Here is a 16,520-nt window from a genome sequence, read left to right as displayed (position 1 = left end):
GATGTGACCGAGCTCCCGGGAATGGACGTCCCCGTGCTCGGACCCACCGGCCGGGAGCTGCGCGACTTCGCCGAGCCCGCGCCGCTCGCGGGGCACGGACCCGCCAAGATCATCTCCCTCTGCAACCAGAAGGGCGGCGTCGGCAAGACCACCACCGCCATCAACCTGGGCGCCTCGCTCGCGAGCTACGGCCGCCGCGTGCTGGCCGTCGACTTCGACCCGCAGGGCGCGCTGTCCGCCGGGCTCGGCGTGCAGACCCACGACGCGGTCACCGTCTACGACCTCCTGCTCGGCACCGTGAAGGACCCGCGCGAGGCCATCCAGACCACGGGCTTCGAGGGCCTCGACGTCATCCCCGCGAACATCGACCTGTCAGCCGCGGAGGTGCACCTCGTGAACGAGGTCGCGCGCGAGCAGATCCTCGCGAGCGTGCTGCGCAAGGTGAGCGGCGACTACGACGTCATCCTCATCGACTGCCAGCCGTCGCTCGGCCTCCTCACCGTCAACGCGCTCACGGCGAGCCACGGCGTGCTGATCCCGCTCGAGTGCGAGTACTTCGCGCTGCGCGGCGTCGCGCTGCTCGTCGAGACCATCGAGAAGGTCAAGGACCGGCTGAACCCGGCGCTCGAGCTCGACGGCATCCTCGCCACCATGTACGACTCCCGCACCCTGCACTCCCGCGAGGTGCTGCAGCGCGTGGTCGAGGCGTTCGACGCGAGCGTGCTCGAGACCGTCATCGGCCGCACCGTCAAGTTCCCGGACGCGTCGGTGGCGGGCAAGCCCATCATCCAGTTCGCGCCCGAGCACCCGGCCGCGCTCGCGTACCGCAAGGTGGCGCGTGAGCTCATCGCGCGTGGCGCCGTCGCGTAGGGGCTCGTCCCTGGCGGACCCCGAGCTCGCCGACGCCGCGGCCCGGACGGATCCCGAGCGCGCGTTCCGCGTCAGCATCGGCAACTTCGAGGGGCCGTTCGACCTGCTGCTGTCGCTCATCGGCAGCCACGAGATGGACATCACCGAGGTGAGCCTCAGCCTCGTCACGAACGAGTTCATCGCGCACATCCGCGGCCTCGGCGGGCCGGACGACCTCGACGAGGCCAGCTCCTTCCTCGTGGTCGCGGCCACGCTGCTCGACCTCAAGCTCGTGGGCCTCTTGCCGCAGGGCGAGTTGGTCGATGCGGAGGACGTGGCGCTCCTTGAGGCGCGCGACCTGCTGTTCGCGCGGCTGCTGCAGTACCGCGCGTTCAAGGAGGCGGCGAGCTGGTTCCAGCAGCGGCTCGCGACCGAGTCCACGCGCGCGTTCCGCGACGTGCCGCTCGAGGAGCGCTTCCGCGCGCAGGTGCCGGAGCTCGTGTGGACGACCTCGCCCGCCGACCTCGCGGCCATCGCGCTGCTCGCGCTCGCGCCGCGCGAGGTGCCGACCGTGGGACTCGACCACCTGCACGCGCCGCTCGTCAGCATCCGCGAGCAGGCGGCCGTGGTCGTGGCCCGGCTGCGGAGCGGGGCGCCGGTCACCTTCCGCGAGCTGGTGGCGGACGCGGGGCTCACGGGCGTCGTGATCGCGCGCTTCCTCGCCGTGCTGGAGCTGTACCGCGTCGCCGCGATCGAGTTCGACCAGCCGGAGGCGCTCGGCGAGCTGACGCTCACGTGGACCGCGGAGAGCTGGAGCGACGACGCCCTCGCGAGCCTGGGGGCCGGCTATGACAGCTGAGCCGCGGGATCCCGCCGCGGACCTGCCCGTCGCCGCGGATGCCGGCGCCGCGGCCGCCGAGGCGCCCCTCGACCTCGACCGCGCGCTCGAGGCCCTGCTCATGGTGGCCGACGAGCCGCAGAGCGTGACGACGCTGGCGACCGCTACCTCGACCCCCGTGAAGGAGGTGCGCCGCGCGATCCAGCGGCTCGTCGACGACTTTGACGGCCGCACCGGGGGAGTGCGCCGCGGCTTCGAGCTGCGCGAGGTCGGCGGCGGCTGGCGCGTGTACGTGCGGGCCGAGTACGACACGGTGATCCGCGACCACGTGCTCACCCAGAACCCCACGCGCCTCTCGCAGGCGGCCCTCGAGACGCTCGCGGTGATCGCCTACAAGCAGCCGATCAGCCGCAGCCAGGTGGCGGCGATCCGCGCCGTGAACGTCGACTCGGTGGTGCGGACGCTGCTCGCGCGGGGCCTCGTGACCGAGGCCTTCACCGACGGGGAGACCGGCGCGATCCATTACGGTACGACAGACCACCTGCTCACGCAGCTCGGCATCAACTCGCTCGACGAGCTCCCCCCGATCTCCCCGTTGCTCCCCGACGGGGCGGAAGGCTTCCATGACCCCCTCCACTGAGAACGACCGCGCCTGGAACCCTGACGAGCCGGTGCAGGGCATCCGCCTGCAGAAGGTGATGGCCGCCGCCGGCGTCGCCAGCCGCCGCGTCTGCGAGGACATGATCGCCGCGGGCCGCGTCACCGTGAACGGCGAGGTGGTCACCGAGCCCGGCCGCCGCATCGACCCCGACGTCGACGAGGTCGCGGTCGACGACCAGGCCGTGCAGCTCGACACCTCCAAGCGCTACCTCATGCTCAACAAGCCCGTCGGCATCTACTCCTCGCTCCGCGACGAGCGCGGCCGCCCCGACCTGCGCGAGTTCACGGAGGAGTTCGAGGAGCGCCTGTTCAACGTCGGCCGCCTCGACGCGGAGACGAGCGGGCTCCTGATCCTCACCAACGACGGCGACCTCGCCCACGTGCTCGCGCACCCGTCGTTCGGCGTGCTGAAGACGTACATCGCGAAGGTCACGGGGCGCGTCACGCCGCAGACGATCCAGCGGCTCACGCAGGGCGTGGACCTCGAGGACGGGCCGATCCAGGCGGATCGCGCGCGCATCCTCTCGGGCGGCGGCGACCAGACGCTCGTGGAGATCACCCTGCACTCGGGCCGCAACCGCATCGTGCGCCGCATGCTGGACGAGGTCGGCCACCCGGTGGAGGAGCTCGTGCGCCGCCAGTTCGGGCCGCTGCACCTCGGATCCCTCGGCGTCGGCCGCGTGCGCGACCTCACCTCCGACGAGCTCGGCCAGCTCCTCACCATCTCGCGCGAGGCCCGCGCCCAGGCCGGACCCGCGACGCCGCAGGGCGCGGGCGCCGCCGCCGAGGCGCAGGGGGACGTCGACCGCGAGGACGGCGAGTGAGCGAGGCCGCGAGCGCCGTCCAGGCGGCCGACACGCGCGTGCAGGGCACCGTCCGCATCGTCGGCACGGGCCTCCTCGGCACGAGCATCGGCCTCGGGCTCTCCGCCCGCGGCGTCGACGTGGTGCTGGCGGACGCGTCGCCGACCACGCTGCGGCTCGCCGCGGACATGGGCGCCGGGCGGATCGCGGACGCGTCGTCCGCGCCCGACCGGCCCGCGCTCGTCGTGGTCTGCGTGCCGCCCGACGTGACCGCGCGCGTGGTCGCGGCGGAGCTGGCCGCGCATCCGGACGCGCTCGTCACCGACGTCGCGAGCGTGAAGGCCGCGCCGCTCGAGGAGCTGCGCGCACGGGGCGCCGACCTCTCCCGCTACCTCGGCTCCCACCCGCTCGCCGGGCGCGAGCGCGGCGGCCCCGTCTCCGCGACGGGCGACCTCTTCCTCGGCCGGCCCTGGGTCATCGCGGGCCACGACGGCATCACCTACGCCGCGGGCGCGCCCGTCGAGCAGCTGATCCTCGACCTCGGCGCCGTGCCCATCGAGATGACCGCGGAGGAGCACGACACCTCCGTCGCGCTCGTCTCGCACGTGCCGCAGGTGGTCGCGAGCCTCCTGGCGTCGCGGCTCGCCGACGGATCCGCCGCCGCGCTCGGGCTCTCCGGGCAGGGGCTCCGCGACACCACGCGCATCGCGTCGAGCGACGCGGCGCTGTGGGTGCAGATCCTCGGCGCCAACGCCTCCCGCATCGTGCCGATCCTCCGCGCCATGCGCGCCGACCTCGACGACGTCATCGGCGCCCTCGACGACGTCGACGCGCAGGGCGCGCGCCTCCGGGTGGCCGAGCGGATCCACGCCGGGAACGCGGGCGTCGCCCGCATCCCCGGCAAGCACGGCCAGGACCGGCGGTTCGCCGCCATCACCGTGATGATCGACGACCGGCCCGGCCAGCTCGCCGCGCTGATCACCGAGGTCGGCGCCGCCGACGTCAGCATCGAGGACCTGCGCCTCGAGCACTCCCAGGGCGCGCAGGTCGGTCTCGTCGAGATCGCCGTGCTGCCCGAGGCCCGCGACCGCCTGGTCGCGCGGCTCGAAGAACGGAACTGGAGGATCGCCGGATGACCGGAGACGCCGTGGACGCACCCGAGACGAACGCACCCGACCCGACCGCACCCGACCCGCTGGAGGACGCCCTGCTCGTCGACGCCACGCTCAACCGCACGGTCGTCGCCGTCGACGGCCCCGCCGGCAGCGGCAAGTCGAGCGTGAGCCGCGCCGCCGCGCGCGCCCTCGGCTTCGACTACCAGGACACGGGCGCCGCGTACCGCGCGCTCAGCTGGTTCGCGCTGGAGAGCGGCGTCGACACCCAGGATCCCGCGACGGTCACGAGCCTCATCGAGGGGTTCGACTACGACATCGGGATTGACCCGTCGGAGACGCGCGTGAGCGTCCGCGGCACCGACGTCACCGAGGCGATCCGCGAGCCGCGCGTCTCCGCCGTGGTCAGCCACGTGGCGCGCGTGCCCGAGGTGCGGCACTACATGGTGGAGCTGTTCCGCTCGCTCATGGCGTCGAGCGACAAGCCGGGCATCGTGGTCGAGGGGCGCGACATCACCACCGTCGTGGCGCCGGATGCCCAGGTGCGCATTCTCCTCACGGCCTCCCCGGAAGCTAGGATGAGGAGGCGTTCTGCGGAGACGACGAATCAGTCGGCCGCCGCGGTCGGCGAATCACTCGCCTCCCGGGATCGGGCCGACTCGCAGGTCGTCGATTTCATGAACGCCGCAGATGGTGTGACCACCATCGACTCCACGGACATCGACTTCGACCAGACCGTCCAGGCGGTGGTCGATCTCGTTCACGCACGAACAGATTGAGGCGCGGCCCGGTGACGGGCCGACACGCCAGAGGACACACGCATGGCTGATCACGACGACGACTTCCCCGAGCTCGACAGCGGGCTCCACGAGCGCCTGTCGAGCATCGACGAGGACCTGGCCGCGCAGCGCGCGCAGACGCTCCGCGCCGGGCTCGAGGACTACGAGCTCGACGACGAGGACCTGGAGGTCCTCGAGACCGTCACGGACGACCCCGACCAGGTCACGTACCTGCCGGCGCTGCCCGTGCTCGCGGTCGTCGGCCGCCCCAACGTGGGCAAGTCCGCGCTCATCAACCGGATCCTCGGCCGCCGCGAGGCCGTCGTCGAGGACACGCCCGGCGTCACGCGCGACCGCGTCTCCTACAAGGCCGAGCACGCGGGCCGCTGGTTCACGCTCGTCGACACCGGCGGCTGGGAGCCCGACGCGAAGGGCATCAACGCGTCCGTGGCCATGCAGGCCGAGATCGCGATGGACCTCGCCGACGCCGTGCTCTTCGTCGTCGACGCGAACGTGGGCGCCACGAGCACCGACGAGCACGTCGTCCGCCTGCTCCGCAAGACCAACAAGCCCGTGCTCCTCGCGGCCAACAAGGTCGACGACGTGCGCCAGGAGCCGAACGCCGCCGTGCTGTGGTCGCTCGGCCTCGGCGAGCCGCACCCCGTCTCGGCGCTGCACGGCCGCGGCGTCGCGGACCTCCTCGACCTCGTGCTGAAGACCCTGCCGCTCGTCTCCAAGGTCGCCAAGGAGGAGGTGGGCGGACCCCGTCGCGTCGCCATCCTCGGCCGCCCGAACGTCGGCAAGTCGAGCCTGCTGAACAAGGCCGCGGGTGAGGAGCGCGTGGTCGTCAACGAGCTCGCCGGCACCACGCGCGATCCCGTCGACGAGCAGGTCGAGATCGCCGGCAAGGTGTGGCGCTTCGTCGACACCGCCGGCATCCGCCGCCGCATGCACCTCGCCCAGGGCGCCGACTTCTACGCCTCGCTCCGCACGAGCGCCGCGCTGGAGAAGGCGGAGGTCGCGGTCGTCATGATCGACGTCTCCGAGGTCATCAGCGAGCAGGACATCCGCATCATCGAGCTGGTGCTCGAGTCGGGCCGCGCGCTCGTGCTGGCGTTCAACAAGTGGGACCTCCTCGAGGACGAGCGCCGCCGCTACCTGGAGCGCGAGATCGAGACCGACCTCGCGCACGTGTCGTGGGCGCCGCGCGTCAACATCTCGGCGCGCACCGGCCGGCACATGGAGAAGCTCGTGCCGGCGCTCGAGACGGCGCTGGAGTCGTGGGACACCCGCATCGCGACGGGCAAGTTCAACGCGTTCCTCGCGGAGCTCACCTCGGCGCACCCGCACCCCGTGCGCGGCGGCAAGCAGCCCCGCATCCTGTTCGGCACGCAGGCGTCCAGCCGGCCGCCGACATTCGTGCTCTTCACGACCGGGTACCTCGACCCGCAGTACCGCCGCTACATCCAGCGCCGCCTGCGCGAGATCTACGGCTTCGAGGGCAGCCCGATCATCGTCAACATGCGCGTGCGGGAGAAGCGGAAGCGCTAGCGCTCGCTCCCGCGGGCTCCGGCTCGCAGCACGACGGACGGCGTCGATCCCTTCTCGGGGTCGGCGCCGTCCGTCGTCGTCGGGGCGGGGATCACGTGTACCAGGTCGGCTCCGGGATCTCGCCGAGCAGCACGTGCCGGCCGACCTCGCGGCGCTTGTAGGGGATCGGGTCGTGCAGCGTGTGCGTGCGCAGGTTGCGCCAGAAGATGTCGAGCCCGGCCTTCGCGGAGGAGGCGCGGGCGCCCGTGAGCTCGAGGATCCTGGTGCCGACCTCCAGCCCGTCCTCCGCGATGCGCGCCTTGGCCGCCGCGACCCGCACGGCGATCTCGCCGCGCTTGCGCTCCGTGAGCTTCTCGCGCGGCGCGTGCAGCACGGCGCTGATCTCGGCGCCCACCGCATCGAGCAGCGCCTCCGACGCCCACACCTTCGACTGCAGCTGCCCGTAGCCCTCGAGCACGTACCACTCGTCGGTCGCGCGCTCCTTGTCGTCGCCGCCGTAGGGCCAGGCGCGCGTGGTGCTCCGCGTGTAGGCCGCGGCCGTCTCGAGCGCGCCCTCGGCGATGCCCTGGTAGAAGTTCGCGAACACCAGCTGGATGGCCGGCACGTTGAGCGTGCCGTAGACGAGCGGCTGGAAGACCCTGTCGACGAAGCCGGCCGCATCCGCCCACGGCACCCGCACGTCGCGGATCTCCACCGAGCCCGACTCCGTGAGCCGCTGCCCGAGGCTGTCCCAGTCGTGGCCGAAGACGATGCCCGGCTGGTCGGTCGGCACGATCGCGAAGACGTGGGTATCGGTGCCCTCGATCACGCCCTCGAGCACCGTGAGGTCGGAGACGACGCCGCCCGTGCTGAAGGACTTCCGCCCCGAGTAGACGAGCTCGTCGCCGTCCTCGCGGATGACGAGGTCGGAGTCGCGCGGGTTCACGGCGCCGCCGAAGAGGAGGTTCCCGGTGGTCGCGAGCTTCTCGACCGCCTCGATCTGCGCATCCGTGCCGACGAGCCGCACCGCCCACGCCCAGAGGTAGTGGTAGCCGAGGAGTTGGCCGATGGATCCGTCGCCGCGGGCGACCGCGCGGATCACCTTGTACGCGGTGTCCCACGTCTGCCCGCCGCCGCCGTGCTCGGTCGGGCCGAGCAGGGTGACGAGCCCGGCGTGCTTGAGGAGCGCGACCTCCTGGTGCGGGCTGGCGCCGGCGCGGTCGCGCTCGACCTGGTCGACCGCGAGGATGTCGGCGACTTCGCGCGCGCGGGCGATCCACGCGGCGGGCGTCGTGGGACGGGGTGCGCCCTTCCAGCGGTCGACGGGCGCGTCGCCGAGCGGGGCGGGGCGCGGGCGGTCCGCGGATGCGCGCGGGTGCGCGGCGGCGTCCGCTGTCGCGTTCGCGGAGCCGGGGGCGGGCGCGGGGGAGCCGGATGCGGGTCGGGGCTCGCGGTCGATCAGGGTCATGTCCTGTCCTCTCGTGAAGGGGCGCGACCGGTGCCGCGCCTCGCGGTGGGGCCACGGTAGGGCGGGCCCCGGCGTCTCGCGAGGGGTGTGACGCGGGGTTGCGCGGTGTGACGACGCGGGGCGTCACGGGGTGTCATGAGGTCGTCATGTGCCGTCCCTCCGGGCGGGTCGCCGCGGCCGTCACCGCCCCGCTCCCGGCGGAGACCCCGTGCGAAACCAGCACCGCCGCGGCGGATCCCCGCGTTCCCGACACGCGCATCCCGTGGGCGGTCGCCGCACACTGGGCGGATGGGCGTCGGGGGACCGCCCGCGGTGGCACGACCCGTGGATCCACCGCCGAGAGCGAGCCGGGGGCCCCGCCATGACCAGAGCGCGACGACCGTCGGCCGACCCCGAGGCCCGCCGACTGCGCTGGCCGCTCGTGGCCGCGGGGATCGCCCTGGCCGCCCTCTGCGGCGTCCTCCTCCTCGTGCCCGGCACGTCGGGCGCGTACGTGGCGAAGGTGGCGGGCGAGGTGAACTCCGCCTCCTCCGCGAGCTTCTTCTCCTGCGCGGCGGTGCAGGCGGGGGGAGCGGGACGGTGCCCTGTTCTCGTGGTCGCTGACCCAGCCGAGCGGATCCACCACGGCGCCCGACACCGACACCGGCGCGTACCCCGGCACCTACCGCAACGGCATGACGAGCGTCACGACGACTCCGCAGGCGTGCCCGCGCGACGCGGGCGGCTCGTACGCGCTGGCGGACAACGCGCTCTTCCCCTCGTACGTGACCTCGCCGCTGCAGCAGTCGAACCCCACGACGTTCAGCCTCGAGCTGTGGTTCCGCACCACCGTGCGCGGCGGCCGGCTGATCGGCTTCGGCGACTCCCCGGCGGGCATGTCGATGCTGTTCGACCGGCACCTCTACATCACCACGACCGGCCGGCTCGCGTTCGGGATCGTGGGCCCCGGCGGTCAGCAGGTGATCCAGAGCCCCGGCCCGGTCGCGGACGGCGCGTGGCACCACGCGGTCGTGACCGTGTCGCCGTCCACCGGCAGCGCGCTCCACCTCGACGGCGTGCAGGTCGCCGCGAACGCGCAGGCGCGCGCGACCCAGGCGACCACCGGCTACTGGCGCCTCGGCTGGGACAACCTCGCCACCTGGAGCGGTAGCGGCCAGTACCACTTCGTCGGGAGCATGCGCTTCGCGGCCGTGTACTCGGTGGTGCTCACGCCCGAGCAGGTGCGGGCGCATCGCGTGGCGGGGATGTGAGGGCGGGCTGCGGGCTGCGATGCGCGGTCGTCGGCCGGGCGGGACGCCCTGTCCATCGGGCGCCGAGCTGTGCGTTCGCGGCCGGCACGCGGCGACGCGTCGTACCCTGATCCGGGCGCATCCGACGCCCGCTCACGAGACCGTGGAGGATCGCACCGGTGGACCAGCTGCTCAGCCGTCTCGACCGCATCGCGGCCGGCCGCCAGGCGGGCCACGTCATCGCCGAGGACAAGCGCGACCACCCGTTCACGGCCAGGGCCTTCCGCTGGATCCGGTGGATCCTCGTCGCCGAGACCGCCGTCGGCGCGACCGCCGTGGCCATCGCCCTGACCCTCGCCTCCGACGGCGTCGCCATCGCGCCGGCCGTCTGGTTCCGCTCCTTCGTGGTGCTCGCGATGACCGTCACGCTCTACTACTTCGCCTGGCGCGCCTCGGCCGGCTACTGGTGGGCGTACTCGCGCCTGCGCCTCTTCAGCCAGATCTTCCCCATCGTGACCTTGGTGATCGCGGCAATCCCGGGCCTGTACCCGCTCTGGATGGTCATCGAGCAGATCGTCTTCTCGCTGCTGCTCATCGGGGTGGCGGACATCCTGCGGAGCGACCACATGCGGGACGCGTTTCCGAAGCCGGGGCGGGTGGCCCGGGGTGCGGCGGCGGGCTCGTCGTCGGCGCGGCCGTCGGGTGGCGCGACCGCCTGATCCGGTGCCGGTTCGCCTCCCCGGACGTGCCGGAGCAGTGCCGCCGATGCGGTAGGCTCTACGAGTTGCCCAGCGATGGGACAGCGGGCTGTGGCGCAGCTTGGTAGCGCACTTGACTGGGGGTCAAGGGGTCGCAGGTTCAAATCCTGTCAGCCCGACGGACATGCCTCGGAAGGACCTTACGGGTCCTTCCGGGGCTGTTTTTTATTTACGGTTCTCCTTTGCGAGGTTTCGCTCGCGAGGGAGCGCACGCGATGGAGTTAGGGCTTTTGTTCGCGAACTTCGCGTCATAGTCACTACCAGCGCTATTACAGACCACACCGTCACTGCCGCACCCGGCCAGCCTAGCGACATCCACGATTCTCCCCCTGTTCCGAGAATTAAAAAGGTGCGTAGTGCGCAGATAATGCCCAGCCAGAGTGCAAATCGAACGCCAGGAAGTTCGGCAACGACAAGGCAGACACAAATTAGCGAGCAAAAACCGGCGGCGATTAAGCTGGCGCCGCCAAGTCTAAAGATGCCGTAGTCCACAAGGTCCGCAGGAAGTGCGCTCGCACTCTGCACCAGTAAGCCGTACTGGACGACGGCGAGACCGCCGGGGATGGAAAGTCCCGCGGCGACAAGTGCACCAGCGAGTACCGCAGGGCGGCGTTTGAAATGCGGCTGAGGTGGGACATTTACACCACTTTTTACCTTGTTCACAAGGTGGGAGATCTGCACGCGAGCGCCGAGATTCCACCACAGTGCAGTAACTACGGTTCCGCTTACGGCAAGCGATGCCCCTGTAAAGACCGATGACCGTGCCGATTCCAGCAGTGGTTTTCCGAAGAGAGCCACTGGTAATAAAATTGCCAAGCCGAGAAATATGATCTGGGAACTGAGGCGTAAACGGTATGTCCGTTGGGCCAGATTTTGAAGAGCCGTCGCGGTCCGGCGTATTTCAAGAAATTCAAGGCTCTTGGCGGTGTTACCGGCGAGATGCTTGACTATCTCAAATCTCAATAATGCCGTTGGTGAGAATTGCGACCGCATCAGGTGATCAAGAAAAGGGTGGCGGAGCGCGGGGGTCACCCGGCACTTTGCCGACTTCGGTAGTTCGGGAACCGACATGCTGCCTACAATGTCGCTAGCGGACGTCAACTCTTCCCAGAAAATATGCTTAGGTAAGCTTCGTACCGCAGGTGGGTCTTGGGTTTTCTTTCTCACCACGAGGGCGGCCGTAAAAGATAATATGGAGAGTCCTGCATATAGAAGTGGCTCCCACTGGGTAGGCCAGGCAAAGGTGAACAGCTTCGTCGCGGTGGCCGGGCTTGTAAACACAGCAAGTGGCTGAGCAAAGCTTAGAATTAGCACTTGCGTGAATGCCTTGATATCGTCTGTGGCCATAAATCCACCCGGCTCGTACATATACGTAACGGCAGTGGTCATAAAGACCGTACTTACGAGCCCGAGCCAGCCGCTTGCTATCCAAGCTCTACTGCGGACGGAATTTATTAAATTGATTGGCCTGAGGCCCGACGCCAAACCGGTAAATTTGCGGACGTTGGGCCACCTACTCGGAGACTCTTGGGATAACAAGTGGTGAGCCAGGTACCCTCCCTGGGAATGACCGATAATCCAGACATGGTCGCAAACTCGAGACATGCTCTCGACGTTTTCTGCTAGACGAGCCGTGATGACTGCGAGTTGTGCGTGACTATGGCTAGTCACGCGTATATGTTCGATTACGTCCCAACGGCTTCTTAGGACGGCAAGCAACAGTAGGACGGTACCCGCGAGTATCCCGACCCGCCACTGAATCGACATAGCGTCGAACATGGTCCAAGTTAATAAAAGCGCCGCGAGGACGGATGTATATCGCCAGATGGTTGGAAGCGGAATCATTTTACGGACGTAGGAACCTATGGCTGACGTGCGTGATTCACTGGCTGGCCATCTGTGCTGCTGGTTTTTGGCAACAGGGGGGATCTCGTGGAATCGCGGAAAGACAATCGCGGCTAATAGGTAAGGTAGAATCGCGAAAACTAACCACATGCGCTTTGCTGCGTCGAAGATAGTGCCTTCGCGTGAGTCTCGAATAAGATCCGCCCAATAGCCTTCGGCCAGCAAGGTGGACCGATTTTCGTTAACTTGAACATGATAGGCCGTTAATGAATCAACAGTTGCGGGTTCAATGACTTGATTAACATGGGCGGGGATGCCTACTTCCCGGCATGTATTTAGGATGCGCTGCGTTAGTAGTTTACTAGTTGATCCGCGTTTCTGGTTTCCCAGGCCGTGGATCAGGAGGACGCCCACGTCGTAGGGACGCGGTTCTGATACTGACTGCGATGAGTGTGCTTTTCTGCGTTTCTTTCGACTCATTATATTCTGCTTTTCAAGCAAGGGGGATGAGGGCTTGCGGCAAGACTTTGCGTCTATGTCGCAGCAAGAGTACTAATGTGTGCTTGTGGCCACGTGCGTGCGGTATGCGCAGCACTCTGTCGGAGGGACGCGCAGAGCCGCGCACTATTTCCACACAGCGCTCCGCGGGCAGAAGGGTCTGGCGTGCTTGCGGCCGCCGTCCGTAGGTAGTCTCACCTACCACTCGGCAGCACAAGCCGCTGGTTAGCTGAGGTTGCGTCCGCGAAGCGGAGTCAAATGAGATTGCGTATGGGCCGGGGATCGACAGCGGAGCGACCGGGGACGCGGAGGAGCCACGCGCCTGCGGCCACCCCCACACGAGGGCTTACGCCCGAGAGAGCGCGCTCATAGCCTCAGGCGTCGTCACTCGACGACACCACCTGCCGCGTACCCCTTCGTCGCGGCACGCACCCGAGGAGCTCCATGCCCGACGTCCCCTCTGCCGCCCCCGCCGGCTGGTTCCCCGACGGATCCGGCCAGCTCCGCTACTGGGACGGTGCCGCGTGGACGCAGCACTTCGCGCCGATGGTGCAGCCAGTCGCGCCCCAGGCGCAGGCGCCGAACGACGCGGTGCTGGCCGCCGTCGCCGCCGCGCAGCAGGCCGAGCAGGCGAAGGTCGCTCGCGCCGCGGATGCCGCGCGGGTGCAGGCCGAGCGCGCCGCCGTCGCCGAGCAGCAGCGGGCCGCGAAGGTCGCACAGCGGGAGGCAGCGATGCAGGCCAAGGCCGCGGAGCGCGATGCTACCGTCCGAGCCAAGGCGGAGCGGACGGCGGCGACCATCGCGATCCCCGCACCGACGCCCGCGTGGCCCGCCCCCACGGCCGTCGCGGCGCCGGTCGCGCCTACGGCGTCGACCGCGGTCCTCGGCGACACCCGCCCGGGGATCCATCCGGCGGCGACCTGGATCGTCGCGTCCGTGGCCGCGCTCGTCATCCTCATCAGCGCAGCCGGTGGCGGATTCCGGGGCATGTTTGTGTCCCTCGGCTTGGTCGCGCTCGCGGCCGCCCTCTACACGGTCGTTTTCGGACGCCGCGGGTTCGTCCCCGCCCTCACCTCGCGTCCCCGCGGCACGGTGACCGCGGTCGGCGCCGTCCTGATGCTCATCGTCGGCGCTGCGCTGCCCGCAGGTGCTTCCGGTTCGGCTCCAGCGCCCGCGTTGGCGGCAGTCGCCACCGCGACCCCCAGCCCCACCCCGACGCCGTCCGCGAAGCCCACGCCGGTCGTCCACGTCGTCGAGGACGTCAGCGCGAAGACCGCGACGGATGCCCGCTCGCTGCTCCGCGAGGCCGGCTACGTCGTCCAGTACGTGCTCGAGTCGGGGGAGAAGACCAGCGTCACCGACGGCATGACCGTGAAGTCGCAGAGCCCGGCGTCCGGGTCGCGCGTCGACGCCGGATCCACCGTGACGCTCACGCTGCTGGCGCCCGCCCCGGAGCCCACCGTCGAGCCGACGGTCGCGCCGGCCCCCGCGCCCGCGGCTCCGGCTCCCGCTCCGAAGCCGGCCGCGCCGGCTCCTGCGCCGGCTCCGGCCGCTCCGGCTCCCGCGCCCGCTCCTGCTTCAGGCCGCGTCATCACGCCCGGTGCCTTCTGCAAGAAGACCGAGGTCGGCAGCGTCGAGAAGTCCGACACCGGCAAGAGCTACCGGTGCGGCCCGGACGCCGACGGGCAGCGCAACCGCTGGTACCCGGTCTGATCGCTTGCCGGGGACGATCTCGTGACGACCGTTCATCGGACGTAGTCGCGTTTCTGCGGGAGCATGGCTTGCCGATGAAGGAGGCGCAGTGGAATTCACGATCAATGGGGAACGGTACGACCTGACCCGTGCCGGCGTGGAGTCCGTCCTCGCCTCGCTCGAACCCGAGGAGGTGCGCACCTACTTCGTCGAAGTCGATGGGCGTCGCTTCCCGGTGAAGCAGGTCCTCGCGGAAGCGACGGGTCTGTCCGCCGCGGCCTTCGACTCCGGTCGCGCTCAACGCATCCTCCGATCCGTCGGCTTCGACGTGCTCGGCGTGAGCGGCGCTGTCACGGAGTCGACGCGGCTGGCGCGCCGCGTTGACGTGGCGGGAGCAGCTGGCGTCGTCCTCCGTGGCGCTCTGCGGCGGCAGCCCTCCGTCCTGGACGGACGCACCGTCACATGGACGCCCGAGACGGCGGCGGAGCTGAGGGACGCGATCGCATGGTCGGGTTCGGGTGCGACGTTCCGAGAGCGACTCATCGAACAGCTCACCGGGCGAAGCCGAGCAGTCGTGCTCCTGGCGGCCGAATTGTGCTTCATCCAGCGCCTGCCGCTGATGAACGTCCTCGCCTCCACGAAGCAGGCGCTGATGCAAGAGGTCATGGACCTGCTTCCCGATCAGCCACGGCTTCCCGCGATCGTGGCGGCGGCCCTCGCGACGCCGGGCTCATTCCACGGGGGACAGGGATTCAACACGCAGATCCCGCAGCACATCAAGTGGCTGTGCGACTTCATCCGACACTGGGGTCGACTCGATGACAATTCTCGGGCGGAGGCCATCGGCGACCCCTGGCGCTTCCGTGATCACGTGCTCGCTGCGGGTGACTCCGTCCCGGCCATGCGGAACTCGTTGCTCGCGCTCGCGTTCCCGGGAACCTTCGAGAGCATCGTCTCCGCAGCGGACAAGGACGCGATCCGCGACGCGTTCGTGCCCGTCCTCGCCGCGCCCTCGGGCGATGTCGACGAGGACCTCCTCGCCATACGAGAGCGGTTGGACCCTGACGACGAGCTCGACATCGGTTGGTACGACGAGCCGTGGCGGTCGGAATGGCGGGGATCAGCCATGAGGGCGGAAAGGCGCGCGTGGGTCGTCTCCAGCGCAGGGGCGGGACGGCCTCTGACGATGCCGCCGGTCGGCTTCGTGCCCCGGCGCCGTGGCGATCGCCGCGAGACCCGGGAGGATGCGCTCCGGGCCTGGAGCGGCACTTCGTCGATCCTCGACGTCCTCAGCCAGATCGAGACCGCGACCTCGTACCTCGTGACCATGCAGCCCGGCGATCAGGTGTTCGCCGAGGCGGACGCCGGGGTCGTGGTGGGCACGGTGGGAGAGCTCGACGTCGATCTGCAGCGTCCCGTCGAATGGGGCCGGACAGTCGACCGCTCCGATCTCCCGGGTGCGGTCCTGGACCTCCTCGCAGAAGGCCCAGCGGTGGCGGAGACCCACTACCTCATGGCGGAATCCGTCGCCCCGGAGCCGGTGCTACCCGGTCCCGTCCGCCTCCTTCGCAGCACGGCGGAGCTCGCCGACCGCCTCCACTTCGACGCAGGATGGCTCGACGGCGTCATCGACCTGCTCGAGGAGAAACGGCAGCTGATCTTCTTCGGGCCGCCCGGGACGGGGAAGACGTATCTCGCTCGCGCCCTCGCGTCCTTCCTCGCCCCCGCGGGTGCGATGCGGATCGTGCAATTCCACCCGTCGTACTCCTACGAGGACTTCTTCGAGGGGTTCCGGCCGACAGTCGACGACACGGGCGCGGCCTCGTTCCGCCTCGCACACGGTCCCGTGCGCCTGCTCGCCGAGGCCGCGACCGCCAACCCGTCGGTGCCGCACGTGCTGATCATCGACGAGATCAACCGGGCCAACATCGCGAAGGTGTTCGGCGAGCTGTACCTGCTACTCGAATACCGTGACGCGAAGGTGTCGCTGCAGTACTCACCGGAGGAGGACTTCCGCCTCCCGGAGAACCTCTTCGTCATCGGGACCATGAACACGGCCGACCGCTCGATCTCGCTCGTCGATGCCGCGATCCGGCGTCGCTTCTCCTTCGTCGAGCTGCACCCGGCAGAGGAGCCCGTGCGAGGGCTGATCGACCGGTGGTCGACGGCGAACGATCATGAGGTCAGCCGCGGGACGCTGTTGCGACTCCTGAACGACCGGATCGGGGACCTCGACCGCGACTTCCAGATCGGGCCGTCGTACCTCATGGGGCCCTCGTCCCGGACTGACGCGGGGCTCGCCAGGATCTGGGATCACGACATCCTCCCCTTGCTCGACGAGCACTACTACGGGCGCCTCTCCCGTGCCGAAGTGAGAGCCAAGTTCGGCCTCGCTGCGCTGGTCCCGGACGAATGGAGCACGCCCGTCGGCACGACCGACGAAGAGACCGGGGCATGAC

At 69.6% G+C, this 16,520-nt stretch carries 13 protein-coding genes and 1 tRNA gene; 12 read left to right on the top strand and 2 right to left on the bottom strand.

What is annotated here, in order from left to right; all coding sequences use genetic code 11:
- Window positions 1-21 precede the first annotated feature (21 nt).
- From ACU4ZT_RS10355 to der, 7 genes are read left to right on the top strand one after another with little or no spacing between them, the layout of a single operon-like run.
- Complete coding sequence (locus tag ACU4ZT_RS10355; RefSeq protein WP_414146357.1) at window positions 22-870, top strand: ParA family protein; 849 nt, start codon at window positions 22-24, stop codon at window positions 868-870.
- On the top strand, window positions 854-1,708 hold the full coding sequence (locus ACU4ZT_RS10350; RefSeq protein WP_445338656.1) for a segregation and condensation protein A: 855 nt from the start codon (window positions 854-856) through the stop codon (window positions 1,706-1,708). The genes ACU4ZT_RS10355 and ACU4ZT_RS10350 overlap by 17 nt, the downstream gene beginning before the upstream one ends.
- The gene (gene scpB, locus ACU4ZT_RS10345; protein WP_175345517.1) at window positions 1,698-2,327 is read left to right on the top strand and encodes an SMC-Scp complex subunit ScpB; all 630 of its coding nucleotides are present in this window, start codon (window positions 1,698-1,700) and stop codon (window positions 2,325-2,327) included. The genes ACU4ZT_RS10350 and scpB overlap by 11 nt, the downstream gene beginning before the upstream one ends.
- Entirely contained in the window at window positions 2,311-3,171 is an 861-nt protein-coding gene (locus ACU4ZT_RS10340) for a pseudouridine synthase (protein ID WP_063072212.1), read from the top strand. Before scpB ends, ACU4ZT_RS10340 begins: the two co-directional genes overlap by 17 nt.
- A complete protein-coding gene (locus ACU4ZT_RS10335; protein WP_445337119.1) occupies window positions 3,168-4,286 on the top strand; it encodes a prephenate dehydrogenase in 1,119 nt (372 codons plus the stop codon). The genes ACU4ZT_RS10340 and ACU4ZT_RS10335 overlap by 4 nt, the downstream gene beginning before the upstream one ends.
- Window positions 4,283-5,041 (top strand): (d)CMP kinase, encoded by a 759-nt coding sequence (gene cmk, locus ACU4ZT_RS10330; RefSeq protein WP_254654552.1) that lies wholly within the window; start codon window positions 4,283-4,285, stop codon window positions 5,039-5,041. The genes ACU4ZT_RS10335 and cmk overlap by 4 nt, the downstream gene beginning before the upstream one ends.
- Before the next feature lie 42 nt (window positions 5,042-5,083).
- Entirely contained in the window at window positions 5,084-6,592 is a 1,509-nt protein-coding gene (der, locus tag ACU4ZT_RS10325) for a ribosome biogenesis GTPase Der (RefSeq protein WP_063072210.1), read from the top strand.
- A gap of 91 nt (window positions 6,593-6,683) precedes the next feature.
- Here the strand turns inward: der and ACU4ZT_RS10320 are convergent, their stop codons facing one another.
- Window positions 6,684-8,039: an acyl-CoA dehydrogenase family protein gene (locus tag ACU4ZT_RS10320; protein WP_445337118.1), complete on the bottom strand. Its 1,356-nt coding sequence runs from the start codon at window positions 8,037-8,039 to the stop codon at window positions 6,684-6,686.
- Between the two features lie 674 nt (window positions 8,040-8,713).
- On the opposite strand from ACU4ZT_RS10320, the gene ACU4ZT_RS10315 reads away from it, so the two are divergent.
- From ACU4ZT_RS10315 to ACU4ZT_RS10305, 3 genes are all read left to right on the top strand, one after another.
- Entirely contained in the window at window positions 8,714-9,289 is a 576-nt protein-coding gene (locus ACU4ZT_RS10315; protein WP_414747831.1) for a LamG domain-containing protein, read from the top strand.
- A 158-nt stretch (window positions 9,290-9,447) separates the two neighbouring features.
- Window positions 9,448-9,987, top strand: a complete 540-nt coding sequence (locus ACU4ZT_RS10310) for a hypothetical protein (protein ID WP_270981897.1) — start codon at window positions 9,448-9,450, stop codon at window positions 9,985-9,987.
- Window positions 9,988-10,071: 84 nt separating this feature from the next.
- Window positions 10,072-10,145, top strand: a tRNA-Pro gene (locus ACU4ZT_RS10305).
- A gap of 46 nt (window positions 10,146-10,191) precedes the next feature.
- Here the strand turns inward: ACU4ZT_RS10305 and ACU4ZT_RS10300 are convergent.
- Window positions 10,192-11,415, bottom strand: coding sequence for a hypothetical protein (locus ACU4ZT_RS10300; protein ID WP_445337117.1), 1,224 nt, complete (start codon window positions 11,413-11,415; stop codon window positions 10,192-10,194).
- 1,398 nt (window positions 11,416-12,813) lie between these two features.
- Between ACU4ZT_RS10300 and ACU4ZT_RS10295 the strand changes: the two genes are divergently transcribed.
- Window positions 12,814-14,082 (top strand): PASTA domain-containing protein, encoded by a 1,269-nt coding sequence (locus ACU4ZT_RS10295; RefSeq protein WP_445337116.1) that lies wholly within the window; start codon window positions 12,814-12,816, stop codon window positions 14,080-14,082.
- 88 nt (window positions 14,083-14,170) lie between these two features.
- Complete coding sequence (locus ACU4ZT_RS10290) at window positions 14,171-16,519, top strand: McrB family protein (RefSeq protein ID WP_445337115.1); 2,349 nt, start codon at window positions 14,171-14,173, stop codon at window positions 16,517-16,519.
- Window position 16,520 lies beyond the last annotated feature (1 nt).

The organism is Clavibacter davisi (genome assembly GCF_052751415.1).
This window is presented reverse-complemented; position numbering and strand designations above follow the sequence as displayed.